The sequence below is a fragment of the Pedobacter sp. GW460-11-11-14-TSB4 genome (assembly GCF_059423705.1).
Genome location: NZ_JBWKYI010000010.1, coordinates 169,679 through 186,696, shown reverse-complemented (window position 1 = coordinate 186,696; position 17,018 = coordinate 169,679). Strand labels below are relative to the sequence as shown.

The following is a 17,018-nucleotide window of genomic DNA, read 5'->3' as shown; positions in this document are numbered from 1 at the left end:
TAGTAATGCCGAAACTGAGAAGATACCTATACTTATTGCCTGCATTGTTTTTTTGCAGCAGCCTTTTTGCGCAAGTTAAAAAAGGACAATCTTTACCCTATAAAAATTCAAAATTAAGTGTCGATTTGAGGGTAAAAGACCTCATTTCGAGAATGACTCCGGAAGAGAAATTCTGGCAGTTATTTATGATTCCCGGTGATGTAACCGAAAAGAACAAAGACCAGTTTAAACATGGGATTTTTGGTCTGCAGGTAAGTGCAGCTGCGCAAGGAAGTGGTAATGCACAGCAAATGTTAACCTACAATACCTCAGAAGATGGACTTTCTCTGGCTAAAAAGGTCAATAAAATTCAAAAATATTTTGTGGAGGAAACCCGCCTGGGCATCCCCATCATTCCATTTGATGAAGCTTTACACGGCTTGGTTAGGCAAGGCGCTACCGCTTTTCCGCAGTCAATTGGTTTGGCCGCAAGTTTCGATACGGCTTTAGTGGCCAAAATCGGGACGGCTATTGCCCATGAGGCAAGGGCTCGAGGTTTGAGAGATCTTCTGGCGCCTGTAATCAATATGGCTACAGATGTAAGATGGGGCAGGGTAGAAGAAACCTATGGTGAAGATCCTTATCTAACAACCGTTCTGGGGCATGCATTTATGAATGCCATAGAAAAGCAGAATATTATTGTTACCCCAAAACATTTTATTGCCAATGTTGGCGATGGTGGTCGCGATAGTTATCCGATTGAAATGGATAAACATTTTTTAGAAGAAATTCACTTTCCAGCTTTTAAAGATGGGGTTAAAAATGTGGGTATCCGTTCGTTAATGACTTCCTATAACAGTGTTTTTGGTACTCCGGCTACTTCAAATAAGTGGTTACTGACCACTAAATTAAAAACTGAATGGGGTTTTAAAGGTTTTGTCATTTCTGATGCGGGTGCCGTTGGCGGGGCGAATGTATTACATTTTACCGCTAAAGATTATAAAGATGCAACGGCGCAATCGATTAATGCGGGCCTTGATGTAATTTTTCAGGTAGATTATAACCATTACAAACTTTTTCTACCTGCATTTTTGGATGGCAGCATTCCTAAATCGAGAATAGATGATGCGCTTGCCAGGGTTTTGAAAGCGAAATTCGAACTCGGGCTGTTCGAACATCCGTATGTAGATGAAAGTATTGCCGAAAAGATGTTAAGCGATCAAAGTAACCATCATCTGGCCAAAGAAGCGGCCTTAAAATCTTTCGTGCTCCTAAAAAATGATAACAACACCCTTCCGCTAAAAAATACCAAACGCATTCTATTATTAGGTGAAGATGCAATTGAAGCCAGGTTAGGTGGCTACAGCGGAACAGGAAATAATAAAGTAAATATTTTGGATGGACTTAAAAGTGCAACATCCGGAAATATGGAGATTACTTATTTAAAAGGGAGTAGCCGCGAGCTGCAATCTTATATTCCAATAGATAGCCAGTTCTTATCTGTTAATCAAAAAGCAGGATTAACCGGAAGTTACTACAAAGGGCTTCAATTCACAGGGAAACCCATTAAAGAAGTAAATGACAAGGCTGTTAATTTCAGCTGGACATTATATCCGCCTGATGAACAACTCCAGCTGGATGATTATTCTGTAAGATGGAGCGGTAAAATTAAAGTACCACAAAATGCTGAGGTTAATATCGGATTGGAAGGTAACGACGGTTACCGATTATACCTGGATAACCAATTGATTATCGATAACTGGGACAAAAAGTCTTTCAGTACAAAGACAGTTCCGTTTCATTTCGAGAAAAATAAAGAGTATGCAATTAAGGTCGAGTTTTTTGAACCTAAAGGAAATGGTAAAATCAAACTGATCTGGGATTATGATATCAGGAAATCAAACGAAATAACCGACGCAGTAAAGGCCGCAAAAAATAACGATGTAATCGTATTTGTTGCAGGCATAAAAGAAGGCGAGTTTCTAGATCGCGCGATGTTAAACCTGCCTGGTAACCAGGAACTGTTATTGGAAGAACTTGCAAAAACAGGGAAACCAATTGTAGTGGTATTAACCGGTGGAAGCGCCATCAATATGCAACCCTGGCTAAATCAAGTAAGCGCGGTGTTAAATGTGTGGTACCCGGGCGAAGCTGGTGGGGCTGCCGTTGCAGACGTATTACTCGGAAAAATAAATCCATCAGGAAAACTGCCAATAACCTACCCGATTGATGAATCGCAGTTACCCCTGGTTTACAACCACAAACCTACCGGAAGAGGCGATGATTATAATAACTTAAGCGGCGAGCCACTTTTTCCATTTGGATATGGGTTAAGTTATACCAACTTTTCTTACAGCAATTTAAAGTTTAACCGCAAAAGTATCGCTAAAAATGAAACCGCTATAGTTAGTTTCGAACTTAAAAATACAGGCAGTTACGATGGTGAAGAAGTGGTGCAGTTGTACATGAGACCACTGTTAAGCAAATTGGCACAGCCGGTTCTTGCACTGAGAGCTTTCCAGCGGATACATTTAAAAGCAGGCGAAGCAAAGGTCATTTCATTCAAACTGGATAAAGAGGTACTTCAAACACTCGATATGAATAATGTTTGGGGAGTAGCACCAGGTGAATATCGAATCATGATCGGATCATCAAGCAAGGCACTTTATTTAAAAGATAACTTGACAGTTAAGCCTTAAAAAAACACCCCCTATGGTTGGGTATAAACCATATCAAGTAATAGTTGCCGCAGATCTTGGTTAAATCTGCGGCTTTTTATTTTATTCCGTCATTGCGAGGAGGAACGACAGCCTGTCCCGACCTTTCGGGGAAGCAATCTAAAGCGCAAAATTATTTTTACTGTGGTAAGATTGCTTCGGCTCCTTCATATCCAGCCGCTATGATAATTTTGCGAACTTACTGCTTTCTTCTCAGCGTACTTTGCGGTTACATGAAGCTATTTTAATTCTTCAATACCCAATTTCACCGCAAGCTCATTCAGGTCCTTTACTACCACATCGATTAATGGAATGCCACTAATTTTTCTTTCCTGCTCAAATTCATGCTCCGGTTCGCCGGGGATGATTACCTTTTTGTCAGGATCTATCGTTTTTGCACTTTTAAAGCGTTCTACCCAATTGTCCAGATGATCTTTAAAGTCTGCAGCCGGTCTGAAGCCATCAACACGCATGGCGCCTAAAAAATGGCCTAATCCTTCACCAACCGGATTTGCCGATGGTTCTAAAAAAGCTACAAAAGGAGGCACCCAGGGACCATAGTTGGCGCCAGACAGTACTGCTGATAAAATATCAACCGTAGCACTCAGTCCATAACCCTTATGACTGCCATGGTCTTTATCGCTACCCAAAGGTAAAAGTGAACCGCCATTTTTTAATTCGTTTGGATCGGTAGAATTTTCACCATTTTTATCCTGAACCCAGCCATCAGGAATACTTTTATTGGCACGTTGGGCAATTTCCAATTTGCCATTTGCTGCTGCGGCAGTAGCCATATCTACAATTACAGGCGGATATTTTCCGGCCGGAAAAGCGTAACACATCGGATTTGTGCCCAGTAAACGTTCGTTGGCATAAGTAGGCGCCACCAGGGGGCTTGCATTGGTCATACTAATGCCGATCATATCTTTTTCTACAGCCATTAAAGCATGGTAACCGGCAATTCCAAAGTGATTGGAGTTTTTAACCGATACCCATCCGCTACCGTACTTTTCTGCTTTTTCGATGGCAACTTTCATCGCGAAAGGCGCTACAACCAACCCTAAACCTGCATCACCATCTACTGTGGCTGTGGTAGGCGTTTCGTGTACGATTTTAATATCAGGTGTGGCATTGATTCTTTTCTTTTCCCAAAGGCGTACATAGCCACTTAAACGTGCAACACCATGAGAGTCGATGCCACGTAAATCTGAGCGGATCAATACATCGGTTGCTAAATTGGCGTGTTCATCAGAGCAGCCCATTTTTTTAAAAACGTTAAAAGTAAAAGCCCTGAGATTGGTTTCGGTAAAAGTGATGAAGTTCATTTTAAGTATCAAGTTTGGGTAACAAGTTGATAGTATTTAGTAGCAGGTATCAAGAGTTTTAGCTTCGGATTGTCGACTATCGACTTCCGACTCGGGACTTAGGACTAATATTATGGTAATAATACAGTAAAATCGCCACCTAGTGGTTCGAAGTTTTCTATACACGAAGAAAGAAAATCTTCGCCGTAATTCACATACATGGGCGCAATATTCAAGATTCTTTCCTGCAGTGTTCCATTCGGGAAAAGCCTTTTCTTTACATTGTCTATCTGCAGTAATGCAGTTTCATGTTTTCTTTTCTCGGCCCGGAATAGTTTCTTTTCCAGGTTCGCCAATAAATGATTGGTTCGTTGTTTTGCCGTATCAGTAGAAACAGAAAGCGTTTTATCGATTTTATAGGCATTTAGTTTAATCTGATCGAAAATGCTGTTAATGGCTCTGGTTTCATCGGCTAAACTCAACAATGCCGTGGTATTACGCTTTACCCAAATATTTTTTAGTTCTTCAACAGGTAAGAAAATATCTTCCAGAGAGAAACCTAAATGATATAAATTCTGGGCACTGCGTTTATCAATCAATAAAGCCGAATTACGCAAGAGTAAAACCGGAAAATCAACTTGGTAAAAGTCGAAATTTGCCTTTAACTGCATCCAGTAAGCTACTTCTGCGCCACCACCAATATAAGCCAGGTTGGGTAAAATAACTTCTTGGTACATGGGGCGCATCACCACGTTTGGGCTAAACCGCTCAGGATGTGCCTCGATTTCTGCTTTTAGTGTTTCTTCGGTAAAACTGATATCGGTATGATTCACCAGATATTTGCCATTTTCAAAAATCAAGCGTTCGCGGAGATTATCAATCAGGTAAAAGAAGTTAATATCACGACCATTCACCTGCGTTTTATAACCTAAATCTTCCAGATTTTTCGAGCTCTTTTCAATATTTTTCGAACTGTTGTGCTGAATAATATCTTCGGTAATAATATGCGTGAATTGTTTTTTTAATTGGGCATCATCTGCATTTACAATCACCAAACCATATTTCTCGAACAGGTTGTTCACCAAAAACCGGGTGGCATCGGCTAAATTATCGTGTTGCAAATAGGCCTGTTCCACTAACTTGGCAATCCGTTTCCCGTTTTTAGAGATACCAAGATAACCCTTATATGCGGTTACTGCTGCGGCAACGGTTTGGGTACTTAATCTTCCGGTGGCACCGTTGGTTTGTTGTATCCAGCTGATGTTCTTTTCATCAACACTTACATGGTTAATTTCATCAAAATCGTGATCCTCTGTTGCCATCCAATAAACCGGGACAAAGTTTTGATCAGGATGGGCCATTTTTAACTCGATGGCTAAATTAATGGTGGTTACAATTTTGTAAATAAAATAAAGTGGCCCGGTAAAAAGGTTCAGCTGGTGGCCGGTTGTAACCGTAAAGGTATTTGCCGAGCCTAAAAGTTCTATATTTTTGGTAACTGATTTGTTGGGCTGTAAATGCTGGTACTGATCTTGTAAAACCTTAACTAAAGTTTCTCTGTTCCCTGAAAAATTTCGATGCTCAATTGCTTTGGCCAGGCCCTCCATATCAGGACGATAACTATAAAAAGCTTTAAGCTGTTCTTCGTCGTTAATATAATCTAAAACCAGTTTTGAAAATGATCCGGTTTCCTGATATGAGATATATTTTGCCTGCATGATGTGCGAAAGTAATGCAATTTAAGGATAATCGTAAAGTCGCGCCACTATTTTACAATTGTTAAATAATTTTTTGCTACGGAAGCACAGAATCACGGAATTTCCATATAGCCGTCATCCTGAGCGGAGTCGAGGGATCTTTAGGATAGAAAATATTAAAGATTGCTTTCAATCGCGCCAACTTTTTCACGGTACAAATCAATCGGGCTATCTAAAAGCACCGCAATTACTGTTAATTCGGGATCTAGTTTATCTTTAGGCACCGGAATGTAAACAATCCCCGGTATTTTGCTCCAGTACAGTTTGTTATAAATTTCGTGCGGAAGCATAGTGCCTTCACCTACAATCCTGATCCTGCTGATGTTGTTTTTTAAGCCTTTAATCGCAATTGGGCCGGTTGGTGTACCTTCTACAAATAAATAAAGGGTTTGTTTATCGGCAGAAAGTGCGGTGTTACCCTGGTAATGTCCTGCCGGAATTCCTTCTGTTGTTTTGTATAAGGCCTCCGCATTTTTGATTACCCAATTGTTCACGGTTTGGTCAAGAGGTTTAATATTCGCGTTGAAATCCATCCCATCTGCCGCTAAATTGGTTTCGTTAAAAATATTGATACCCTTATCCAACGTGGCCGCTAACTGTTTCAGCTTGTAAGCAGCAGCATGCTGTTTATTATTTGCTGTAAATAAATATTTTAATGAAATGGCTTCATTTTCGGTTTCAATAAGCGCAACAGGCTCATCAAAATTTACTTTTACTACGGTTACATCCTGATCAAAATCAGTTGAAGGGATATTGAAAACATAATCTGAAGCGCTAATGTTGGCGAATTTTACCTGACCGCCGCCAACTAATTGCATGTTTTTTACTTTTGATTTTAGACCTGTTAGCACAATGCCTTCATTCGTTTTATAATCGAGGTAAAGGAAAAGGGTTTTCTTATCTTTCGAAAGTGCGGTTTTTCCATTGAAATGTTTTTTAGTGATGCCGGTTTGTGTTCCGTAAATGGCTTCGCCATGTTTTTTTGTCCAGCGGCCTAAATCTTTTAAAATTTTAACCTGCTCTGGTGCAATAGTTCCATCAGCTTTTGGTCCAATATCAAGCAATAAGTTGCCGCCCATGCTGATACAATCAACAAGGGTGCGGATAATCATATTTGATGATTTATAGTGATTGTCGTAAGGTTGATAACCCCATGAATCGTTCATGGTATAACAAAGTTCCCACTCTGGTGAACTCGGTTTTACCACCGGGACACCTTGTTCTGGTGTATCGTAATCGCCATGGCCGTTGAGGCGGGAGTTGATAATGATGTTCTGGTTTACCTTGCGTAAATTTGTCAATATGTTTTTGGCCTGCCATTCTTCGCCGCTATGCTCCCAATCGCCATCAAACCATAATAAATCGGGATTGTATTTGGCCGACAGATCGTTTAACTGGCCCTGGAAATAATGCTGAAACTTTGTAAAACGTGGTGCATCCTGTTTATAATCGTAACGTTTTCTGTCGCGGGTAAAACCATCGTAATCCGGATAACTCCAATCAGGTAATGAAAAATATAAACCTGTTTTCAAACCAGACTTTTTGAGTTCAGTTACAAACGGCGTGATTAAATCTTTTTTTGCAGCACTATTTTTTAAGGTTGTGGTGGCTAAAGGAGCTTTACTGTCCCAAAGGGCCACGCCATCATGGTGTTTGGTAGTAATTACCGCGTATTTGGCACCGCTTTCTTTAATCAGGTTTACCCATTCTTCAGGTTTATATTTTGCTGCCGTAAAACCATTAAGCTGTTTCATGTAAGCATCGTGGTTAATGTAATTGTTAAAAAACGACCACGATTCGGAAATGCCATTAACTGAATAAATACCCCAATGGATGAAAATACCCAGTTTGGCATCGGCAAACCATTGCATTTTTTGGCTTGAACTGCTTTGCTGGGCAGAAAGATTATTAACTACAAATAGTGGTAATAAAAGGAAGAAAAACTTTAAAAAACGCATATTGTTTTGTTGTACAGATAAACGATAAATATAATATTTTGCAGGCTGATTTAAGTAGAAAAGCTGCGGTTTTATATCATGAGTTTTTATAGAACGATCGTCATCTCGACTGTAGCGTAGTCCCGAATGTTCGGGAGAGAGATCTATTATAGATTTAGCTTCGCTGAGCACTTCGTGGTTCTCAACTACGTTGCACTTCGTTCGAAATGACGATGCCATAAATCAACAAATTCTTTAAACAAAAAAAAGCCGCCCCGAAAAATCGGGACGGCTGTAAAATATTTGGTTTAGTGATTTACCATTTTTTTCTGCGTTCACCGCCTTCACGGTTTCCGCCTTCTCTGCGTGGGCCTCCGGTGTTACCACCTTTGTCGTCACGGCTACGTCCAGAGAAATCTCTGAAACCGCCACCGCTGTTTCCGCCTTCGCGTCTTCCGCTACCACCGCCAGAACTTCTTCTGTCGCCTCCGCCACGGTAACCACCGCCACCGCCGCTTCTGCGTTCTCCGCCGAAACCACCGCTACGTCTTTCACCGCCACCGCGTCTTTCGCCAGCACCTTCACCACGACCACCGTCTCCGCTTTTCTCGATACGTACCTGACGTCCGTTAAACTCAACAGATTTAAAGCCTTCAAAAACTTTGTCAGCTACATCGTCTTCTACTTCAAAGAAAGAGAAAACACCTTTTAGATCGATTTTACCAACGCTTTTGCCACCAATTTTACCGTTGTTACAGATAAATGATAACATATCGCCACGGGTAAACTCATCTACAGAACCTAAGTTGATGAACAAACGGGTGTAACCTTCGCTACCACGTCCACGTCCACCTCTTTCGCCTCTGTCCGCACCACGATCATCGCCAACTGCAGCGTTTAAATCAGGCGCTTTAGAATAGTAATCTAAGAAACGGTTAAACTCTAAAGATGCAAAACGTTTAATTACATCTTCTTTGCTTAAATCAGCAAATTCATCCATAATACGAGGGATGTACTGATCAATCTGTTCGTTGTTAACTTCTACGTTATGTACTTTGTGTACTAAAGAGAATAATTGTTTTTCACAAACGTCAAATCCTGTAGGTAGCTCAGCTTTGGTAAATTGTTTACCAATAATGCGCTCTAACTGGCGGATTTTACCTAATTCTTTAGAGTTGATGATACAGATTGAAATACCTGTTTTACCAGCACGACCAGTACGGCCAGAACGGTGGGTATAACTTTCAATTTCGTCAGGTAAAGAATAGTTTACTACGTGTGTTACATTATTTACATCGATACCACGTGCCGCAACATCAGTAGCAATTAACAACTGCATGTTACGCTCACGGAAACGTTGCATTACTTTATCACGTTGTTGTTGCGATAAATCGCCGTGTAAAGCATCAGCATTGTAACCATCTTTAATTAAGTGCTCGGCAACATCCTGCGTATCCAATTTGGTTTTACAAAATACTACGGCAAAAATTTCAGGGTTAAAATCTACAATACGTTTTAAGGCAGCATATTTATCACGTGCACGAACAATGTAATATTCGTGTTCGATGTTTACGTTACCTGTATTTTTTGTGCCCATGGTTAATTCAACAGGGTTATCCATGTAGTTTTTAGCTATACGGCGAACTTCTGCAGGCATGGTAGCCGAGAATAACCAGGTTTTTTTGTCATCAGGAGTAGTTGATAAAATGTCGTTAATGTCGTCCTGGAAACCCATGTTCAACATTTCGTCAGCTTCATCAAGCACAACATATTTAACGTTAGTGAAGTCAATGGCTTTACGGCCTATGATATCCAACATACGGCCGGGCGTGGCCACTACGATCTGAACGCCTTGGCGTATTTCGCGTAGTTGTTGCATAATGTTCGCGCCACCGTAAACGGCAACAACGTGGGCATTAGCAACGTTTTTAGAAAAGTTTTTAAGGTCGTTAGCGATTTGCAAGCATAACTCACGGGTAGGGCATAAAATCAATGCCTGTGGTTTATTAACTTTAAAATCGATTAGTTCTAACAGCGGCAAACCAAATGCGGCTGTTTTTCCTGTTCCTGTTTGGGCCAAACCAACAAAATCATTAGTGCCTTCTAACAGTACAGGAATACTTTGCTCCTGAATAGGTGTTGGAGTTTCAAATCCAAGATCCTTTACGGCATTAACGACGTCATCACTTATCCCCAATAATTGAAATGGGTTTGTCATTCGTCTTTTTATTTTTAATTGAGCCGCAAAGGTACGGTTAATATTCCGTATTTCACAGATAATCAAGTAAATAGTTTTTTAAGCTAAATATTTGAAAATAAGGAAGTAACAGTGGATGTAAGATGGATGATGGAAAAGGTGGGATGGGGCTGGTTTAAGTTGAGGTCGTGATTGTAATAGAGACAGTTGCTTTTTATTTGGAAAGCGGCTGCAGTGGGGCTTAGGTTGCATCAGTCCCGTTTTCCGTTTCAATCTTTTTAAACCTTTCAGGTTTCAAAAGGATTTTCACTCCAACCGGGTTTAGTTGGCAGGGCTGGAGGTAAAAATTTGAGTTTACCGCATCAGGATCATCAAACGGTTTTATTAGATGGTCTTTAACGAGCCATAATGAGTGCGGTTTCTAAATACGCGAGCGTATCCTGAGCACTCAGTTTGGTCACAACGTCATCGGCAATATCGTTAAATGCAATTCCCGATTGTTTTGAGATGGTTCCGCGTTTTAGCAAAAATACCGTTCTTGAAAATGAAAATTGATCATAATTTCCCCGGGCAACCCTTACTTCCTGTGTAATGTAGTTGTATCCATTCTGAGTTGGAATAGGACTTATTGGTGCGCGGTATTTAAAAATCTGGTCTACGAGCAGATTATTGGTTAACACGGTTTTTGGCGAGTAGAACAGTATTAAATCGCCTTCTTTTACTACCGTATAATTTACATTTCCGTCAATTGTTGCCGCATCGCTAGCTGAAAAAAACAGACTGCTTCCATCTGCAACGTAATGATCTGGTATAATAAAGCTACTTTCGTTTTTAATAAATTGCTTAATGATATTCTGGTCTTTTATTTCGCCGTTTGCTGTAAATAAACGTGTATCCGATTTTTTGACCAGATTTTCGGTTTGCAGCATTAAGGGGAAATTTATCTCTGCTTTGCTTCCGCCTTTTTTGCACGAAAAACAGAGACAAATAATAAGAACAGCAAATGTATTTCTGTAAGCCATAAGCAAGTTATCTTAACCTTTCAGCCGAACGGATTAACCTTTCGTCTTTATTAATGCCGAAAATAGCCAGTACAATAAATAAAATAGCTAATGCAGGCAAATAAGCGCCAACACCGAAACTGGCACCTTCAATACCACCTGGCAGTTTTTTGGCATAAACGCTGCACCAAAAGGCAAAACCACCAATTAATACAATTGATATAATCGCAATGCGTTTCTGAAAACTTCTTCTTTTGTAATTAAAGATGTTCATTAAACAAATAAATGCAACAGCGATATTGGTAATGATTAGAGGTAAAAAAGATTGGGTTTTAAGACTTACACCCGCTTTAATGGTTAAAGTTTGATATAAACCGGTAGTGTATACCGCTGATGTTGTTCCGGCACTATTTTTAGTTGCAATGGGTAAAAACAACATTAAAACCAAGGTTAATGCTGCTAAAAAAAGCCAGATCGATTGTATTCTTTGTATCATGAATGAAAAATGTATGAGAACAAATCTAGCCTTTTTTGAGAAAAGAAAGAAAGATTAAAGTTTCCGGATAGGAGCAGGAATGAATAAGGAGTATGAATTGCTATTTTGATCAATATTTTCCGCAGAACGCCAAACGCTCAACGCGCGATTCAGCATTTGGCTCCATAATCAGTATTTATATATCGCCTTGAGTAAAAAAGGTATTACATCTAACAGTTCTACGATGGCAGTCTTTTAAATCGATTAACTTTGATCAACCAGACTAATAAAACGATTTATGCTAAAAAACTTACTTTTTCTAGTGTTCTTACTTGCTGCAGCAAACACCTTTGCACAAGATACCCTTAAATTTGAAAATGCATTAACGGTAGCCAGCGGAACCCGCTATGGCCGTGAAGCCACTTATACCGATTTGCTGGCCTGGCAAATGGCTAATGGAAAATTAGAAAAGCCAACCGAAAACGTAGCATTTTCAGCAGGTAAAGATGGACAAAAAGTATTGTGGAAAGCTATTAAAGCAGATGCTAACGGGCGTTTTAGTGCATTTTCGAGGAGATCTTTTCAAACAACAAATAATCCTTTCCTCAATCCGGGCAGTATAGATAGAGGTTCTGATTATATCTACATAACTTATACCTCTCCTACAGAACAAACCGCCATTTTAAATGTAATTGGTGGTAATAGTTTGTTTTTCAATGGTACACCGCACATGGGCGACCCTTATGCATCAGGTTACATGAATATTCCGGTTCAATTAAAAAAAGGGGTAAACGAACTTTTTGTAAGAGGTGCCAGTATCTTGCCCATGATTATTGTCAACGCTAAAAAATTACTCCTCCACACAGATGATGTGACCTTGCCCAGCATTGTGCTCAATCAGGCAAATGGTGTGCTGAAGGGGGCATTAACGGTAAGTAATTCTTCTTTAAAAGATTTTAACGATTTGCATATCAAAACCGTTTTAAATGGCAAACAGCAGGAAATAGCCATTTCGCGCGTTGCAAAACTGAGCATGCGGAAAGTAATTTTTGAATTAGATGCAAGCGCCATAAGCACACCAGGTAATTATAACCTCGAAATACAACTGTTGCAGAACAAAACAAGTGTTGATCAGAAAACGATTGTAATTGAAGCTTTGGCCAATTCATCAACCCATAAACAGACTTTTATCAGCAAAATTGATGGCAGCTTGCAGTATTTCGCGGTTACCCCGCAACTTAACGGCTGGAAACCAAATTCAGCATTATTTCTGTCGGTACATGGCGCTGGTGTAGAAGCCATTGGTCAGGCAAAAGCTTATAAATCTAAAGATTGGGGAACAGTAGTGGCGGCCACTAACCGCAGGCCACGTGGTTTTAATTGGGAAGACTGGGGTCGCCAGGACGCTTTAGAAGTGTTGGCATTGGCTAAAGATCAGTTTAAACCAAGTGATAAACAGATTTACCTCACGGGTCATTCTATGGGTGGGCACGGCACCTGGTTTTTAGGAGCCACTTATCCCGATAAATGGGCGGCTATTGCACCTGCTGCAGGTTATGCTTCGCTAAAAGATTATGGTTCTGCCGATGGTAAAATTCCGGATAGCAGTAAAAATATAGTGGAAAGAATGCTGTTAAGAGCGGGTAATCAAAGCGATGTTCCGAAACTGGCAACCAATTATACCCCATTAGGTGTTTATATTTTGCATGGCGATGCCGATAAGGTCGTTCCTGTTAGTTACGCCAGACAAATGAAGAAATTGCTTTCAGGCTTCCATGCCGATTTTAGTTATTACGAATATCCCGGAGGTGAACACTGGTTTGGCGATCAAAGTGTAGATTGGCCACCTATTTTTAATTTTTTTAAGTGGCATACTATTGCTACCGATTCGGCGGTAAACCGCATTGATTTTACAACATCAAGTCCTGGGATTTCGGCTACTTATCGCTGGGCCACTATTTATCAGCAAACGCAGCCTTTACAATATAGCCGCATCATGTTAACGCGAGACAGGAAGTTATCAAGCATTGTGGGTAAAACTGAAAATGTTGCCCTTTTAAAATTGGCTTTAACCGATTTTGGTGCAAAAACACCTGTGAAAATTACTTTAGATAGCTTAACCGTAATTAATTATACCACACAAAGTGTTAATGATACCCTGTTTTTAGAGAAAAATAACGAGGCATGGCAAATTATTACCAAAATTGATAAAAGAGATAAAAACCCGTTGCGGTATGGCACTTTTAAAGAAGCATTTAATCATAAAATGGTTTTTGTAGTGGGCACAAAAGGCAGTGCTGAAGCCAATCAGGCTAATTTAAATAAAGCCAAATACGATGCTGAAAGTTGGTATTACCGTGGTAACGGCGCAATTGATATCATCATGGATAAAGAATTTTCGGCATCAAAATACCAGGGGCGTAATATTATTTTGTACGGAAATTCCGAAAATAATACAGCCTGGAAAACCTTACTGAAAGATTGCCCGATACAGGTAAGCAATTCGCAAATAACCACAGGACAAGGCAGCTGGAAAGGAGATGATTTAGCAGCATATTACATTTGGCCACAACAGGATAACAAATTATTAATCGGCGTAGTGGCCAGCACCGGAGTAACCGGCATGAAAGCTGCTTATGCCAACCAGTATTTTGCCGGCGGCAGCGGTTTCCCTGATTTTATGATATTTTCGTCTGAGTTACCTAAAGAAGGAAGTAAAGGCATTAAGCTGGCTGGTTTTTACAATAATAAATGGCAGTTTGACGAAAAAAATACCGCTAAACCTTAGTGAGGGCTATTACGAATAAATGTGAAGTGCTTTCCTTCTAAATAAAAGGAAAAAAGTATTTTTGCATCGCTTTGAGTAAAAAAAGGTATTTCATCCAACTGGCTTATGATGGCAGCTTATACCATGGCTGGCAAACACAACCTAATGCAATTACCGTTCAGGAATTGTTAGATAAGGCTATGTCTGTTTTTTTTAGGCAAGCTATCGAAACATTGGGCTGCGGCAGAACGGATGCCGGCGTACATGCCACTGATTTTTATGCGCATTTTGATGTGGAAGGTGTAGAAGAGGCAAAAGTTTTAAACGCAGTAACGGGCATCAATGCCATGTTGCCCTATCAAATTGCTGCAAAAAAAATAATACCCGTGCATGATGATGCCCATGCCCGCTTTGATGCAACTGCCCGTGCTTATAAATATTATCTTCACTTCGAAAAAAATCCTTTTAAACTTAACCGATCTTGGTTGGTTAAAGATCAACTGGATAGAGAAGCGATGAATAGCGCTGCAGCATTGTTGTTAAATTATACCGATTTTTCGTGCTTCAGTAAGTCAAATACGCAAACCTTTACCAATAATTGCAAAGTAACCAAAGCCGTTTTCGAAGAACAGGAAGATGGACTGGTTTTTACCATTCAGGCCGATCGCTTTTTACGGAACATGGTAAGGGCTATTATGGGTACCCTGGTGCAGATTGGTAAAAAGGAAATAAATTTAACGGATTTTAAAGCAATAATAGAAAGTAAAAACCGCAGTAACGCCGGACAATCGGTGCCAGCCTGCGGTTTGTACTTAGTGAAGATAGAATACCCTTATATAAGGTAGAAGGTTAAAGGTGTGAGGTAAAAGGTTTGGCGACCGCTTTACAAGATAAACTTTTCCTTTATTGAAATTTGTGTAAGATACGTAGGACCTTATACCCTAAACCTTATATAAGGTAGAAGGTAGAAGGGTTTAAGGTGGAAGGTGCAGCAACCGCCATAAAAAAAGTGAATTACAACAAAAAGATAGTATAATTTAAAATTTTAAAACAGTGTAGGCCTTATACCCTAAACCTTACACCCTAAACCTTAAAAATGGCAGTTACAGGCGACGTATACAACACCGGATTACTGAAACGTATTTTTCAATACGTAAAGCCTTACCGTGCTGTTTTTGTATGGTCGGTTATTTTAACCATTCTGCTCGCGGCCATTTCTCCCGTACGTCCGTTTTTAATTAAGTATACACTCGATCATTATATTTTAGCAGGGAATTACTCCGGGCTGGTCAACATGACCATGCTGATGGTCTTTATGTTGATTTTACAGACACTGATCCAGTATAACCATACGCTTTTAACCAATACCCTGGGGCAATCGGTTATCCGCGACCTGCGGATCAATGTTTTTAACCACATTACCAAACTCCGCCTTAAATTTTTCGATAAAACACCCATCGGACAATTAATAACCAGAACAGTTTCAGACCTGGAAACCATTGCTGATATCTTTTCGGAAGGTTTAATCTCCATGATTGGCGATAGTTTGCAGGTGGTAGTAATTGTGTGCGTAATGTTATACACCGATTGGCAATTGAGTTTGGTGGTGCTTTTACCCATTCCTTTGTTGATTATGGCTACCCGGAAATTTCAGCAGGCGATTAAAGTGGCCTTTCAGGAAATTCGGAATGAGGTTTCTAACCTGAATACCTTTTTACAGGAACACATTACAGGTGTTTCTATCGTTCAATACTTTGCAAGAGAGAAACAGGAGTACAGAAAGTTCTACGCGATTAATAAACGTTATCGCGATGCCAATATCCGTTCTAACTGGTATTATTCTATCTTTTTTCCGGTAGTAGAGTTAATCTCGGCCATGTCGCTGGGCTTATTGGTATGGTATGGCGCGAAAAGCATTCTTTCCAAACCCCTGGATGTAACACCCGGAACCATCACCCAGTTTATCATGTACCTGGGTATGGTGTTCACGCCAATCCGCCAGCTGGCAGATAAGTTTAATACCCTGCAGATGGGTATGGTTGGTGCCGAACGTGTTTTTAAAGTTTTAGATACTGATGAGACCACACCAAATGAGGGAACACAAAGGCCTGCAAAATTAGAAGGAAATATTAAATTCGAAAAGGTATGGTTTGCCTACAATGATGAAAATTATGTGCTGAAAGACCTCAGCTTTGAAGTAAAAGCTGGCGAAACCGTTGCTTTGGTTGGAGCAACCGGGGCAGGTAAATCTTCTACCATCAATATCCTGAACCGCTTTTATGAAGTGAAAAAAGGGGATATTACGGTTGATGGTATCCGCATTGAAGATTTTGACCTCGATTACCTGAGAAGTCACATTGCTACCGTGCTGCAGGATGTTTTCTTATTTTCAGACACCATTTTAAACAATATTACCCTTAATAATCCTGAAATTACGATAGCAGAAGTAGTTAATGCGGCCAAAAAAGTTGGTGCACACGATTTTATCGAACGTTTACCTGGTGCTTATCAGTACAATGTGATGGAAAGAGGCGCTACGCTCTCGGCAGGACAGGCACAATTAATTTCGTTTATCCGTGCGCTGGTGCACAATCCGGCTATTTTGGTTTTAGATGAAGCTACCTCATCAGTTGATACCGAAACCGAATTACTGATCCAGAAAGCCATTGATAATTTAATGGAAGGCCGAACCTCCATCGTAATTGCTCACCGTTTATCCACCATTCAAAAGGCCGATCAGATTATTGTGCTCGATAAAGGAGAGATCAAAGAAAAAGGAACACATCAGCAGTTGTTAAAACTAAATGGCTACTATAAAAAGCTTTACGATCTGCAATTCTCGTCCAAAGGAATAGCTAAAGTTTAATTTATTCCAAATTATTGA

Annotated in this window: 10 protein-coding genes; 4 read left to right on the top strand and 6 right to left on the bottom strand. The window is 40.1% G+C overall.

Annotation, left to right across the window (positions count from 1 at the left end; all coding sequences use genetic code 11):
* The first annotated feature begins 5 nt into the window (after positions 1-5).
* Positions 6-2,678 carry a glycoside hydrolase family 3 N-terminal domain-containing protein gene (locus AC07YT_RS12615; RefSeq protein ID WP_086547538.1) on the top strand — a complete coding sequence of 891 codons (2,673 nt, stop codon included), beginning with the start codon at positions 6-8 and terminating at the stop codon, positions 2,676-2,678.
* Positions 2,679-2,935: 257 nt separating this feature from the next.
* On the opposite strand, the gene AC07YT_RS12610 is transcribed toward AC07YT_RS12615, so the two are convergent.
* From AC07YT_RS12610 to AC07YT_RS12585, 6 genes are all read right to left on the bottom strand, one after another.
* The gene (locus AC07YT_RS12610) at positions 2,936-4,021 is read right to left on the bottom strand and encodes an Ldh family oxidoreductase (protein ID WP_086547537.1); all 1,086 of its coding nucleotides are present in this window, start codon (positions 4,019-4,021) and stop codon (positions 2,936-2,938) included.
* Between the two features lie 110 nt (positions 4,022-4,131).
* Entirely contained in the window at positions 4,132-5,718 is a 1,587-nt protein-coding gene (gene bshC / locus AC07YT_RS12605) for a bacillithiol biosynthesis cysteine-adding enzyme BshC (protein ID WP_086547536.1), read from the bottom strand.
* A gap of 155 nt (positions 5,719-5,873) precedes the next feature.
* Positions 5,874-7,934, bottom strand: coding sequence for an alpha-L-fucosidase (locus AC07YT_RS12600; protein WP_494945337.1), 2,061 nt, complete (start codon positions 7,932-7,934; stop codon positions 5,874-5,876).
* 76 nt (positions 7,935-8,010) lie between these two features.
* On the bottom strand, positions 8,011-9,912 hold the full coding sequence (locus AC07YT_RS12595) for a DEAD/DEAH box helicase (RefSeq protein WP_086547534.1): 1,902 nt from the start codon (positions 9,910-9,912) through the stop codon (positions 8,011-8,013).
* Between the two features lie 374 nt (positions 9,913-10,286).
* Positions 10,287-10,820 (bottom strand): hypothetical protein, encoded by a 534-nt coding sequence (locus AC07YT_RS12590; RefSeq protein ID WP_145954267.1) that lies wholly within the window; start codon positions 10,818-10,820, stop codon positions 10,287-10,289.
* Positions 10,821-10,920: 100 nt separating this feature from the next.
* Positions 10,921-11,388 (bottom strand): DUF4293 domain-containing protein, encoded by a 468-nt coding sequence (locus AC07YT_RS12585; protein WP_086547532.1) that lies wholly within the window; start codon positions 11,386-11,388, stop codon positions 10,921-10,923.
* Between the two features lie 277 nt (positions 11,389-11,665).
* Here AC07YT_RS12585 and AC07YT_RS12580 point away from each other — a divergent pair, with 277 nt between their 5' ends.
* The 3 genes from AC07YT_RS12580 (at position 11,666) to AC07YT_RS12570 (ending at position 17,000) form a co-directional block, all read left to right on the top strand.
* Entirely contained in the window at positions 11,666-14,155 is a 2,490-nt protein-coding gene (locus AC07YT_RS12580; RefSeq protein WP_086547531.1) for a prolyl oligopeptidase family serine peptidase, read from the top strand.
* Between the two features lie 71 nt (positions 14,156-14,226).
* Positions 14,227-14,979 (top strand): tRNA pseudouridine(38-40) synthase TruA, encoded by a 753-nt coding sequence (gene truA / locus AC07YT_RS12575; RefSeq protein ID WP_086547530.1) that lies wholly within the window; start codon positions 14,227-14,229, stop codon positions 14,977-14,979.
* A gap of 251 nt (positions 14,980-15,230) precedes the next feature.
* Complete coding sequence (locus tag AC07YT_RS12570) at positions 15,231-17,000, top strand: ABC transporter ATP-binding protein (protein WP_086547529.1); 1,770 nt, start codon at positions 15,231-15,233, stop codon at positions 16,998-17,000.
* Positions 17,001-17,018: the final 18 nt, after the last annotated feature.